This is a genomic window from Rhodospirillaceae bacterium, from assembly GCA_016722635.1.
Taxonomy (GTDB): Bacteria; Pseudomonadota; Alphaproteobacteria; order JAEUKQ01; family JAEUKQ01; genus JAEUKQ01.
In genome coordinates, this window is record JADKIX010000011.1 from 112,640 (window position 1) to 124,186 (window position 11,547).

15 protein-coding genes and 1 pseudogene are annotated in these 11,547 nt (G+C 46.0%); 6 read left to right on the plus strand and 10 right to left on the minus strand.

Annotated features, from left to right (window positions below; all coding sequences use genetic code 11):
* Positions 1-60: 60 nt before the first annotated feature.
* Positions 61-474 (minus strand): hypothetical protein, encoded by a 414-nt coding sequence (locus tag IPP67_07910; protein ID MBL0339063.1) that lies wholly within the window; start codon positions 472-474, stop codon positions 61-63.
* A 246-nt stretch (positions 475-720) separates the two neighbouring features.
* Here IPP67_07910 and IPP67_07915 point away from each other — a divergent pair, with 246 nt between their 5' ends.
* The 5 genes from IPP67_07915 (at position 721) to IPP67_07935 (ending at position 5,582) form a co-directional block, all read left to right on the plus strand.
* A complete protein-coding gene (locus IPP67_07915; GenBank protein MBL0339064.1) occupies positions 721-2,088 on the plus strand; it encodes a M48 family metallopeptidase in 1,368 nt (455 codons plus the stop codon).
* 145 nt (positions 2,089-2,233) lie between these two features.
* Entirely contained in the window at positions 2,234-3,007 is a 774-nt protein-coding gene (locus IPP67_07920; GenBank protein MBL0339065.1) for a DsbA family protein, read from the plus strand.
* 136 nt (positions 3,008-3,143) lie between these two features.
* Complete coding sequence (locus tag IPP67_07925) at positions 3,144-3,590, plus strand: biotin/lipoyl-binding protein (GenBank protein MBL0339066.1); 447 nt, start codon at positions 3,144-3,146, stop codon at positions 3,588-3,590.
* Positions 3,591-3,601: 11 nt separating this feature from the next.
* Complete coding sequence (gene accC / locus IPP67_07930) at positions 3,602-4,912, plus strand: acetyl-CoA carboxylase biotin carboxylase subunit (protein ID MBL0339067.1); 1,311 nt, start codon at positions 3,602-3,604, stop codon at positions 4,910-4,912.
* A 16-nt stretch (positions 4,913-4,928) separates the two neighbouring features.
* Positions 4,929-5,582, plus strand: coding sequence for a leucyl/phenylalanyl-tRNA--protein transferase (locus IPP67_07935; GenBank protein ID MBL0339068.1), 654 nt, complete (start codon positions 4,929-4,931; stop codon positions 5,580-5,582).
* Here the strand turns inward: IPP67_07935 and IPP67_07940 are convergent.
* From IPP67_07940 to IPP67_07960, 5 genes are read right to left on the minus strand one after another with little or no spacing between them, the layout of a single operon-like run.
* Positions 5,522-5,923: a DUF2155 domain-containing protein gene (locus IPP67_07940; GenBank protein ID MBL0339069.1), complete on the minus strand. Its 402-nt coding sequence runs from the start codon at positions 5,921-5,923 to the stop codon at positions 5,522-5,524. The two genes, IPP67_07935 and IPP67_07940, sit on opposite strands and share 61 nt — an antisense overlap.
* Before the next feature lie 7 nt (positions 5,924-5,930).
* On the minus strand, positions 5,931-6,137 hold the full coding sequence (locus IPP67_07945) for a hypothetical protein (GenBank protein ID MBL0339070.1): 207 nt from the start codon (positions 6,135-6,137) through the stop codon (positions 5,931-5,933).
* A gap of 59 nt (positions 6,138-6,196) precedes the next feature.
* On the minus strand, positions 6,197-6,700 hold the full coding sequence (locus IPP67_07950; GenBank protein ID MBL0339071.1) for an MCE family protein: 504 nt from the start codon (positions 6,698-6,700) through the stop codon (positions 6,197-6,199).
* Between the two features lie 9 nt (positions 6,701-6,709).
* Positions 6,710-7,177 (minus strand): MCE family protein, encoded by a 468-nt coding sequence (locus IPP67_07955; GenBank protein ID MBL0339072.1) that lies wholly within the window; start codon positions 7,175-7,177, stop codon positions 6,710-6,712.
* Between the two features lie 9 nt (positions 7,178-7,186).
* A complete protein-coding gene (locus tag IPP67_07960) occupies positions 7,187-7,558 on the minus strand; it encodes an NADH:ubiquinone oxidoreductase subunit NDUFA12 (GenBank protein ID MBL0339073.1) in 372 nt (123 codons plus the stop codon).
* A gap of 304 nt (positions 7,559-7,862) precedes the next feature.
* Here IPP67_07960 and IPP67_07965 point away from each other — a divergent pair.
* Positions 7,863-8,292: pseudogene (locus IPP67_07965) on the plus strand (RidA family protein).
* A gap of 29 nt (positions 8,293-8,321) precedes the next feature.
* On the opposite strand, the gene IPP67_07970 reads toward IPP67_07965, so the two are convergent.
* The 4 genes from IPP67_07970 to IPP67_07985 all read right to left on the minus strand — a co-directional run bounded on the left by IPP67_07970 (position 8,322) and on the right by IPP67_07985 (position 11,546).
* A complete protein-coding gene (locus tag IPP67_07970; protein ID MBL0339074.1) occupies positions 8,322-9,194 on the minus strand; it encodes an SEL1-like repeat protein in 873 nt (290 codons plus the stop codon).
* A 29-nt stretch (positions 9,195-9,223) separates the two neighbouring features.
* Positions 9,224-9,949, minus strand: a complete 726-nt coding sequence (locus IPP67_07975; GenBank protein ID MBL0339075.1) for a hypothetical protein — start codon at positions 9,947-9,949, stop codon at positions 9,224-9,226.
* Positions 9,950-9,977: 28 nt separating this feature from the next.
* Entirely contained in the window at positions 9,978-10,667 is a 690-nt protein-coding gene (locus tag IPP67_07980; GenBank protein ID MBL0339076.1) for an SEL1-like repeat protein, read from the minus strand.
* Between the two features lie 150 nt (positions 10,668-10,817).
* Positions 10,818-11,546 carry an SEL1-like repeat protein gene (locus tag IPP67_07985; GenBank protein MBL0339077.1) on the minus strand — a complete coding sequence of 243 codons (729 nt, stop codon included), beginning with the start codon at positions 11,544-11,546 and terminating at the stop codon, positions 10,818-10,820.
* Position 11,547: the final 1 nt, after the last annotated feature.

Here is an 11,547-nt window from a genome sequence, read left to right on the forward strand (position 1 = left end):
TTTGTAAAGATTCTTCACCCTTGATTGTCATGGGTCAAATACAACCCGTTTTGATAGTGCTTAATCCGGCAATTGTTTATATAAATTGAGTTTCTTGAGGAATTCTATTCTGGAATCCTGCGGATCAATGTGATAATCACGAATTAAAGTGCCTTGCATATCCCATTGCCGCTCTTTCATCAACACCGACCCTTGATAAAGTTCTTCCGAAACCAATTGGCCGTTTATATGCCAAGAACGCGCGCAGCCGTGAAGACTGCCGTATAAATAATGCTCTTCCCGCAGTAACCTGCCATGGCGATCATATTGGTAATATAATCCGGTTTGGGCGCCGTCACGGAATTCCATTTCATCTTCAATACCTCCATCTTCGAAGAAAGTGCAGGCCCAGCCCGTAAAGTACTGCCCTTTGTAAAAAACTTGATTAACGTGTGTTTCGTCCAAATCATCCCAATCCACCCTAAGCTTTTCCATTTCTTGCCTCCTAATTCTTGACATACCAGCTATGAATTTTCATGGAAAAATATGACTGCAGTTTTATATCCTATACATGTGACTAGTAGGCGGAACAAATACTAAAATTGTCCAATATCTCCAGATACCCACTTTTATAAGCCCTTAACCCCATACGATAAATAGATTTACTGCCTTGATGAATTATGTTAATAAAAATAAGTGTTTACAACCTCAAAACAAGCATAAAAAAATCATAGGAATCTCATGAAGCGTTTTGTTCCTTCCCTTCCCTTTTCCTATGTTGAAGCGTTATTGATCTGTCTGTTTTTATGTTTTGCTTCCCCTGCTTCCGCGCAATCGTCGGGGGCTTCCTTTATCCGTGATTCAGAAATTGAAAAACTGATCGCTTCTTATGCAAAAACCATCTTCAGGGCGGCTGGTTTGCCTGCCGACGACATCCAAGTTTATATTATCGCAGATGACACGGTGAATGCTTTTGTTACCCCCGACCGGGGGGTTTTTATCAATATGGGTTTGTTGATCCGCAGCCAAACGCCCAATCAATTGATCGGCGTGATTGCCCATGAAACCGGGCATATTATGGGCGGCCATTACGCCCGCTTGCAGGATAAATTAAAGAAAGCCACCTTTGAGCAGATTTTGGGATTCATCTTGGGGGTTGCCGCCGGATTTGCTGCCAATGACCCGAATGTCACCGCCTCGGTTATTTCTTTTATCGATAGCATTGGCCAACTTTCTTTATTGTCGTTCAGTCGAGGTCAAGAAGCATCAGCTGACCAAGCCGCCCTTAGTTTGCTGGACCGCACGGGGCAATCATCCCGTGGCTTGCTCGATTTTTTTAAAATCATGCAGCAACAAGAGCGGTTGGGCGGTTTCTCCATCGGCCCCTATTTCAGCACTCATCCCCTAACCGCTGAGCGCATACGTACAGTGCAGGAACATTTGGAAAAGTCTCCCTTCGCCAACCGAATAGACCCACCACTTTTACAATTAGCCCATGAGCGGATGCGTGCCAAATTGATCGGCTATTTCTACAGCCTGTCTCAAGTGTTGGTGATTTATCCCGAACAAGATCAGCGGATGGTTGCCAGATACGCCCGGGTTTTTGCCTACTACCGCGCTACCCAGATAGACCACGCCTTGGTTATATTGGACAGCCTGTTAAAAGATTACCCGGACGATCCTTTCTTTACCGAATTCAAAGGACAAATTTTGCTAGAAACCGGCAACCCTGGCCTTGCACTTCCCTATTACCGGCAGGCCATCAGGCTGGATCCTTCTTCCTATTTATTGCAATTTGATTTAGCTCGCGTGATCTTGGCAACCAATGACAGTAAATTATTGCCGGAAGCCATTAAGAATTTGGAATCTTTCTTGCGGGTTGAACCAACCAACGCTTCCGGCTGGCGGCAATTGGCCATTGCCTACGGGAAAAAGGGCGATATGGGCATGACGGCCCTAGCCTTAGCTGAAACCGCCGTGAATCGCGGCCTTTATAAAGAAGCGATTTTACAAGCCGAACGCGCCATGAAGCTATTGGCTTATGGTTCACCTGGGTGGCGGCGTGCCGATGATATCCAGAATTATGCACATAATTCTTTAAAACGCTAACAGCCGGGATGGTTGTTTTTTAGACGCCCCGCTTTTTCCTAGAGAATCGGCATTTTTGTTGTGGTGGCTTGCTATATGTGCTAGTTCTTCGCCGAAATATATTGTGATCAGGATGATCCTGGTGTTTTTTATTTTAAAGGATGTAATGATGATGAAATGCCTCCCTGTCTGGCGCCCACTTGCTTTTGCTGTCAGTATATTGTTGTTGATGGCGTCTAGTTTCCAACCAGTCGCCGCGGATACCTTAAGCAAACCCCAGAAACAAGAAATCCAGGCCCTAATCGAGCAATATATTACCGAGCATCCTGAGGTAGTGGTCAAAGCGCTGGAGACGATGAAAAGGCGGCAACAGCAGGAAGAAGAGCAGCGGGTTGCCGGGGAAATCCAACGTTTATCGAATGAATTATTTTATAGCAGCGGCTCGCCCATTTTGGGTAACCCCAAGGGTACGGTTAATTTAGTTTTTTTCTTTGACTACCAATGCACATACTGCAAGCAAATGGCTGGCATGCTGGTTGAACGCTTGAAAAATGAACGCAATGTCCGCATTGTGATGAAAGAATTCCCGATTTTGGGTCCTGAATCTTTTATGATGGCCCAAGCTGCCTTAGCCGCCCGCAAACAAGGAAAATACGAATCTTTCCATCTGGCGTTGATGGCCAGCCATACCCATTTGACAACCCAGCAAGTGCAGAAAATTGCCGAAAGCCTGGGGATCAACCTTAAACAATTAAGCCAAGACATGCAAAGTACCGACGTGTTGCAGGAATTGGATAAAAACCGCTCGCTTGCGGAATTGCTGAACATTCACGGCACCCCCGCCTTTGTTGTAGGCCGTCAGGTGGTGGTGGGCGCCCCCGATCCCGAGGATTTGGTGGCCGCTTTGCGGCAGCTGGCAAAACAGCCCGGTTCTCGCTAGAGATGAGAGTTACTTTTTTTACTCTGAGAAAACTTGCTTGTCATATCAACTTGCAGTATTTATAGATTCTTTATTTTTTATTCTTGATGATTACGTGTAACAATATTGTTTTGATTTTTTGGAAGAAGGGTTTGCCATGGTGGCGAAAAAATTTGATGTTGACGTTTCTTTGGTTAAAAAACTAGCAAAACTACTCGATGACAGCAACTTGGGGGAAATCGAATACGAAAAGGGTGATGAAAGGATCCGATTAAGCAGAGGCAATCCTTTTGTCAACACACAGCCCTCTTTCCCACCCCCTGTAGCCCCTGCTAGTACCACCAATATCACAATAGAGCCAGCCGTCCAAACCGGGGGTATCCCCTCACCGATGGTGGGGACAGCCTATTTATCCTCACAGCCCGGGTCTGCCCCTTTGGTCACGGTAGGTGACCGGGTCAATAAGGGCCAAACCATTTTGATTATTGAGGCGATGAAAGTGATGAACCCCATCCCAGCCCCGCAAGCGGGCATCGTCAAGTCGATCTTAGTCACTGACGGGCAACCGGTGGAATTCGGGCAAATCCTGATCACCATAACCTAAAAGGCATGATGATGTTAAAAAAAATTCTTATTGCCAACCGTGGGGAAATTGCCTTGCGTATCTTGCGTGCCTGCCGGGAAATGGGCATCCAGGTGGTGGCCATCCACTCGACCGCTGATGCCCATGCAAAACATGTGTTGCTGGCGGACGAATCCGTTTGTGTTGGACCGGCTTTGGCCAAGGATAGCTATTTGAATATGCCAGCTATTATTTCTGCAGCCATCATAACAGGCGCAGATGCCATCCATCCCGGAATCGGTTTTTTATCCCAAAACGCCAAATTCGCCCAAATGGTTGAAGAACACGGTTTTGTTTTTATAGGTCCCTCACCCGAGCATTTAGCGCTGATGGGAGATAAAGTGCGCGCAAAAGAGGCAGCCCAAAAACTTGGCTTGCCGGTTGTGCCGGGATCGGCAGGGGCCGTTACCAATGATGCCGAAGCCATTAAAATTGCTGAAAAAATTGGTTTCCCGGTTCTGGTTAAGGCATCAGCCGGTGGTGGCGGTAAAGGCATGAAAGTTGCACATTCCGCTCAAGATATGGTTATGGCCCTAAGCCTTGCACGTTCAGAAGCCAAGGCCAGTTTCGGCGATGATACGGTTTATTTGGAAAAATACCTATCTCACCCTCGTCATATTGAAATCCAGGTGTTGGCTGATAATCATGGGCACGTTGTTCATTTGGGGGAACGGGATTGTTCCTTGCAACGGCGTCACCAAAAAGTACTGGAAGAAGGCCCTTCCCCTTGTCTTACCACCGCTCAACGCGACCAATTAGGCGAGCTGGTTTGTAAAGCCATCCGCAAAATGGGTTACCGCAGTGTTGGCACTGTTGAATTCCTGTATCAGGATGGTAAATTCTATTTTATTGAAATGAACACCCGTTTGCAGGTTGAGCATCCGGTTAGTGAGATGATCACCGGCATTGATTTGGTGCGGGAACAAATCCTGGCAGCGGCTGGGGAAAAATTATCTTTCAGCCAGAAAGATATCCGCTTTTACGGCCACGCCATTGAATGCCGGATTAACGCGGAAGATCCTGAAACCTTCCAACCATCACCAGGATTTGTCAAGGATTTCCACGCGCCCGGGGGCTTAGGTGTACCCCCCCATTACGATAGTTTGATTGCCAAAGTCATTGTCCATGGCCGCAACCGCCAAGAGGCCATTATGCGGTTAAGGCGTGCTTTGGAAGAGCTGCATATCGGCGGCATCAAAACCACTGCTGCCCTGCACCGGCGATTGGTTGCCGCAGCCGATATTGTCAGCGGCAATTATGATATTCGTTGGCTGGAGAATTTTGTTGCAGAAACCAGTGCCTAAATAATCGGTTAAAAGATTGAATTCGGCTTTATCTGTTGAACAATTACTCTCTGCTTATGCGGCAGGCATTTTCCCGATGGCGGATACGCGGCACAGCCGCAACTTTTATTGGGTAGAGCCCGAATGGCGGGGTATTATCCCCCTGAACGGTTTTCATATCCCACGCCGGCTTCAAAGCCTTTTAAGGCAACAACCCTTTGATATTTTCTGCAACCGAGATTTTGCAGGCGTGATCAAGGCCTGTGCAGCACCCACCCCCAAACGTCCTGAAACCTGGATTAACAAGGTTATTAAGGAGGCTTATCAGCAATTATATGAAGCCGGTCACGCCTATTCGGTGGAATGCTGGCAAAACGGCCAATTGGTCGGCGGGGTGTATGGGGTTAGTTTAGGCAGTGCTTTTTTCGGTGAAAGCATGTTCAGTTTAGTGCCCAACAGCAGCAAAGTGGCCCTCTGCCATTTAGCTTTACGACTAAGGCTAGGGGGGTATAGCTTACTTGATACGCAATTCTTGACCAACCATTTAAAGCAATTCGGTGGCATTGAAATTGCCCAAGCTGCATATTTAAAACTTTTATCAGAAAGCCTACAAAAAACCGCCCAATTCCCTTATTTGGTTACAGGGGCAGAATTATTAGGCTGGATACAGTCAATCAACCAGAAATCATAAACCGGATGATCAAGGGCAGATAAAGCCGGACTTGAAGCGAAAAACCAGCCGCTAAAGCGCTTGGTTGGCTGCGAGGAGCCGAATAATTCATCAATTTCTACATAGGCAGCGCTTTCAGGGGTTTCCTCGGGCGGTTTCTTTTGGCATTTTTTAAGGGTGATTTGCAATGTCCCGAATTGGACCGGCTTATCAATCACCAAAGATAAAGTGGAAATACGGGTAGTAACCTTATCCAATGCCTGGATGGTCGCCCCATTATACGTTTCTTGCCCAATTGCCGGTATAATCAAGCCCACACAAAACCCAAATACACAGATACCCGGAACCAGTATTTTTATCATGCCAACCTCAAGCCGTTATCAGGTGATCGATTAAATCATGGAATATCTGGCGTACAGACCCCGGGTCACACCGCATGACCAGGGCATCTTGCCAAGCATCTTCCATCATTTGGTGCAATTCCTGGTAATTTTCATTCAGTACTTTAAGCTTTTCCCGGCAAGATACTGGCTGGCCATCATTTTGTACCCATTGCGGCAATTGCTGCTTTGTCATCATTGTTTGCCTTTCATCTTGTCCTTAAAAACATATCCCCTGATAGGCACTGCCTATCCCTAAGGGTGAGCTGGTGGCAGCGGTACGGGCGACGGTTTGCCATATAAAGTCGCCCGCTCCTGTCCTGTTAAAATAGCTTTAGAGAGTAAATCCAATAGGTCAATCGAGCCTTGCGTGTAGGATATGTAGTCACCTGGCTTCAAGAAATTCTCATCCGACCCAGCTTGTAGGTCAATATAAGCCTTGCCGCCCAACCCGTCGGTTAAAATACGGGCATTTGAGTCCGCTGGCAGTTTGAGCTTTTCATGCACGGTAAACCCTATTTGCACTTGAAAACTGTCTGGACTCAGCAAAACTGAGCTGACTTTGCCAATGGTCAATCCTGCCAAACGGACTTCAGAGCCTATGTTGATGCCGTTGGCTTGACGGAAATTTCCGTATATTTCTGGATCTTGCCCAGACTTAAAACGCAGCTGCCCATTAACCAATAGCAAAAAAACGGCAGCCCCCGCTAAGGTCAGTAACCCAATCCCTATATTTGACCAATCGCGCTTGACCGTCATATCAGAACCCTATTTGTTTTTTTCTTGTTGGTTATTTTCTGCCGCTTTAAAAATTGCTTGGCCAACCAGATCAATGAAATTAATGCCCGCCTGGGTGTTAGTCAGTTCTTGCCCCTCTGCCACAAACTCTGCTTTCTGACCGGGGTCAATATTAATGTAAGAATTGCCAAAAATACCGTCGCTGGTGATGCGCAGCAAACTATCAACCGGCAGGTGAAATTTCTCCTCAATCGTTAAACGCAAGACCGCATCAAAATTTTGGGGATCGAGAAATTTATCGGTTACACTGCCGATTTTGATGCCTGCCAAACGGACATCACTGCCAATATTAACGCCGTCTACTTTCGTAAAACGGGCAACCACGCTATATCCCTTGCCCGCAGAACCCCGCGTCCCCTCATAAACAAAAACCACAAAAATAACGGCAATGGCCAGGACCAAAACCCCGGTGATTGTTTCAATAATATTTCGGTTCATGACCATCCGTTAATATTTAGAGGTTATGGAATTATCTGGGCTGGGCTGCCAGGCTTGATAACCATCCATGGCTTTAGCCACCAGTTGCTCATTACTTACAGGTTGATAAGCGTAAGGCGTGCCGGTTAAATTCGGCATATGCGGCTGTTGCCAGGCGTATAAAGATTGATCAGCTTGAACGGGTATATTGTTATGTACATGATGCAGCCACGCATGCCATACTGGCGGCACCTTGGAAGCTTCAACGATCCCTTGATACACCACCCAACGCTTTTCCCCTTTTCCTTTACCCTTAGATCTATAAAAATACCGGTTGCCTAAAGAGTCCGTTCCGGCTTTTTTGGCAAAAAATCTTGATAAAATCCCTAATCTTCTATTCATTCAAACCCCTCAAACGATCTTGATAACAAAATTTTTCTTATTAAAAGCCATCCGATCAATTCGATGCAATAAGTAGGTTATTGTTGCAGAAACAAGCCGCAACGTCCAGCAATAAAGCAAGATACCCTACCTAATCAGAATCGTTAAAAACACCCCATTCTATGGATGAGTGGGTATCACTTTAAAAATTTACGCCAGATCATCTTGATTTTTACCTGATAAATTTTGTATGGTGAGCTGATGAATCACACTTAGGAGGTATCTTGTCCGAAAGCATCATTGAAAAAACCTAGCACGCTTAGGGTTGCAATTACCTAAAGCTGCCCCCCGTTGCCAATTACGTACCGGTAGTCATCAGTGGCAATTGCGCTTATGTAGCCGGGCAGATACCCATGACAGCCGGGGAAGTTAAGTTTGCTGGCATGATTGGTAAGGATTTAACAATTGAACAGGGCCAGCAAGCCGCCAAATTGTGTGGGCTTAATATGATCGCACAATTGAAGACAGCACTAGGTGGCGATTTAAGCCGGGTGAAACGTTGTTTGAAATTAGGCGTATTTGTCCAGTGCCCAGATGGTTTTGCCGATCAACCCAAAGTCGCTAATGGTGTTTCCGATTTTATGGTTGCTGTACTGGGCGAAGCTGGCAAGCATGCCCGTTCGGCCGTTGGTGTTAATGCTTTACCCTTAAATGTAGCGGTTGAAGTTGACGGTTTTTTTGAAATCACCCATTAACCGACGCTTTTCCTCAAGCCCACTTTAGACTAAGATATTGGCCGCAGGCAGTCATAAGCTGCTGCATTTTCCGGCGGCAGTTTAATCGGGGGATTAGGAATTGCCAATTGCTGCAACCGTCCTTGTAAGGATTGCTGCCAGTTTGCACTGCCTTGACCATCGATATATTCCTTGGATTCATCGGTCATTAAATAGCGTGATTCGGCAAATGACAGGCCCTGCGACCATTCCTCTTTGGCTTTTTCATTTAAACCCAAGGCCCAATAGATATCGCCCAAATGCAAGCGCAGCTCCGGATCTCCTGGTTTTCCTAGGACGGCCGGGCAGACAAAATGGAAAGCCTGGTCATATTCATGCATTTGATATAAGATCCAGCCTTTGGTATCTAACATTTCTGGATCTTGCGGATCAGCGGTTAGCGCCTTATCAATAAACTCTAAGGCTTGAGGTAAATTTCTTCCCTGCAACGCCCAAACATAGGCAACGCCGTTATAACCATAGGCCGAACCCACATCTACCCCCTGTTGATACCAATACTCAGCCAGTGCCAAATCAACCGGTACCCCCAGCCCATATAAATGAATATAACCCAATCCCATTTTAGCAGCCGTATGGCCCTGTTTGGCCGCACGGGTCAATTGATCCAGAGCTTTTGGCATATCCCGTTCTTCCCCCAAACCGCGCCAAAACATATAGCCCAAGCCATATTCCCCATCTGGATCACCTTTATTTGCCAATTGTTGGAAAATGCGGATAGCTGTGCCATAATCTTTATTGTCAATCGCTTGCCAAGCCTGATCCGGATTTTGGGCAAAAGTTGCAGGGGCAGGAAAAAGCAATAAAGCGGTAATGCTCAACAACAATAACCGTAATTGTGTTTTAAAGAATGAGGTTTTTTTCAACTTATTTTTCCTTTACATAGGAGATGGCATTAAGAAATCAGGTTAAAACAAGATTGGATCAATAGGTTGAGAGGCAATGTCTGTAACCGCAATTCCTTGTCTGCTTGTCCCATCATTTCCTGCAATTCGGCGCGCCATTGATTAAAGTCAAAGAAATAATCAGAGGGATTGCTCTTCGCCAGCAAGTCAATTGCTGTTAACCCTTCATTTTTCGCTTCCTCATATAGGCCCAATTGAAAATATATTTGAGCTAAATGAATACGGACTTCAGCATCCTGAGGTAAAGCGCGCACCGACCGGCAGCTGGGATTTAATGCCTCTTCATAATGCTCCTGTTGATAAAAAACCCAAGCCAATGTATCCAAATAATAGGGGTTGTCAGGCTTAATCACCAAAGCTTCTCGGACAAGGATCAACGCTTCATCCAGGTACTGGCTGTTTACAGCCCAGTTATAGGCTAATTTGTTCATGCCCGAAGCTTTGTCGTCATCAGTAATCTGTTTGATCCATTCTTCCCCTTTTGCCGGGTTACGAACAACACCGATCCCGTAATTCAAATAATAACCAACGATGTACTTGGCTTTAGAATCTCCTTGTTGAGCCATTTGCAAAACTTCGCGGTAAGCGCTACCCTCATCCCTATTTTTAACCGCCTGCCTCCATTGATCCCAATCGGCCCAGGCCGGGGCGCAAATCAATATCGTCAACAAACCCATGCCCGTTTGAAAAAGAAAATGTTTTAGATATTTGGTCATTTGGGTTTTCCCATCAATTGGCTGCAATCTAAGAAATTGGGTTTAAACAGGGTTTAATAGCCGGGTTGGTTGGCAACTCATGCAATTGTAATTTCTGATCTGCTTCTCCAATTAATTTTTGTAACTCCGCACGCCATTGATCTAAATCCAGTACCGACAAATAATGGGCCGGATTGCCCTTTGCCAGTAAAAAACGCCGTTCTTCCAAGTCAATTGCTGCCAACCATTCATTTTTGGCTTCCTTATATAAGCCCAATTGAAAATATATTTGGGCTAAATGGGTACGGGATTCCGGGTGTCCAGGCAAGGCGCGCATCGATTGGCACATAGGTTCCAAGGCCTTTTCATATTGCTGAAGTTTATAAAAAACCCAAGCGAGCGTATCCAAAAAATAGGGGTTATTGGGATCCCGTGCGAGTGCTTCCTGGATAAGGGCTAACGCCTCATCCAATCGTTCATCGTTTACCGCCCATGCATAAGCCATGCTGTTCATGGCAGACGCGCTACCGTTATCAGCGGCCTCTTGAATCCATTCCCTGCCCTTCACCGGGTCACGGGCGACCCCAAGCCCATAGGTTAAATAATAGCCAACCATATATTGGGCTTCGGTGTCGCCCTGATCTGCTATTTTCAACACTTCTTGGTAAGCAGTAACGTAGTCACCGCGCTCGGACGCCGCACTCCAACTGTCCCAATCGGCCCAGGCAGGAGTACACAAATAACGCTAGTATGGCAATTGCGCTTTTCAACATATCTTTTTTGATATATCTAATCATTAACGCCTCTTTCATTAGGTTCAAGAATGCAGTATTTTATTGTTCCCTCGAATCTTTGCGGTCAGACCAGCGATTAAGATCGGCGGCCAAATTTAAGAAATAGGCTTCAGACAAGAAAATTCTTTGCTAGGCGCTGTTCCTTGCTGTTTGCCAGCCTGTGCTTTAGCAATTTTAGCTTGAAGCCCTTGTTGCCAGATTTTCAGATTCTGCATCTGCAAATAATCTTTTGATGCGCCGTCGCTTAAAAATTGCCGATTTTGTTCTAAATCCAGCACTTGTTGCCATTCCATGATCGCTTGATCAAATAAACCAAACTGAGCGTATACATCTCCCAGATGCTCGCGCACTTCAATAGCACCTGGCTCTTTTAAGGCTGCTTCACAGATATAAGTAAAGGCTTTTTCGTAATCTTGTTGCTGGTAATATATCCAGCCCAGCGTATCGATATAAGAAGCCTCATCTGGATAAACCGCCAACACCTCGCGCATCAATCTGTTAGCTTCCCCAAGCTTTATCCCTCGCTGGCTCCAGCTATAAGCCAAATTATTCATGGCAACAATATGACCGTTTTCTGCAGCTTTTTGATACCAATATTCTCCCTTTTCCAGATCTTGTGGCATCCCTAAGGCAAAATCGTACATATAACCAAGCTTAAATTGAGCCTCCACATCGCCCTGTTCTGCCAATGGCAAAAATCCCTTAAAAGCTGTGACGTAATCACCGTTCTCATAAGCCTTCTGCGCCTCATCATATCCAGCAAATGCAGGGTACGAAACGGCCATCATCAGCCAACATGCAAAAAGGCCGATTATCTTCTTCATC

Bases quoted from the DNA above. Each gene is read 5' to 3' on its own strand.
- IPP67_07955 (MBL0339072.1), bottom strand. From the start codon at position 7,177: ATGAACCGAAATATTATTGAAACAATCACCGGGGTTTTGGTCCTGGCC.
- IPP67_07950 (MBL0339071.1), bottom strand. From the start codon at position 6,700: ATGACGGTCAAGCGCGATTGGTCAAATATAGGGATTGGGTTACTGACC.
- IPP67_07945 (MBL0339070.1), bottom strand. From the start codon at position 6,137: ATGACAAAGCAGCAATTGCCGCAATGGGTACAAAATGATGGCCAGCCA.
- IPP67_07975 (MBL0339075.1), bottom strand. From the start codon at position 9,949: ATGACCAAATATCTAAAACATTTTCTTTTTCAAACGGGCATGGGTTTG.
- IPP67_07925 (MBL0339066.1), top strand. From the start codon at position 3,144: ATGGTGGCGAAAAAATTTGATGTTGACGTTTCTTTGGTTAAAAAACTA.
- IPP67_07910 (MBL0339063.1), bottom strand. From the start codon at position 474: ATGGAAAAGCTTAGGGTGGATTGGGATGATTTGGACGAAACACACGTT.
- IPP67_07960 (MBL0339073.1), bottom strand. From the start codon at position 7,558: ATGAATAGAAGATTAGGGATTTTATCAAGATTTTTTGCCAAAAAAGCC.
- IPP67_07985 (MBL0339077.1), bottom strand. From the start codon at position 11,546: ATGAAGAAGATAATCGGCCTTTTTGCATGTTGGCTGATGATGGCCGTT.
- accC (MBL0339067.1), top strand. From the start codon at position 3,602: ATGTTAAAAAAAATTCTTATTGCCAACCGTGGGGAAATTGCCTTGCGT.
- IPP67_07915 (MBL0339064.1), top strand. From the start codon at position 721: ATGAAGCGTTTTGTTCCTTCCCTTCCCTTTTCCTATGTTGAAGCGTTA.
- IPP67_07940 (MBL0339069.1), bottom strand. From the start codon at position 5,923: ATGATAAAAATACTGGTTCCGGGTATCTGTGTATTTGGGTTTTGTGTG.
- IPP67_07920 (MBL0339065.1), top strand. From the start codon at position 2,234: ATGATGATGAAATGCCTCCCTGTCTGGCGCCCACTTGCTTTTGCTGTC.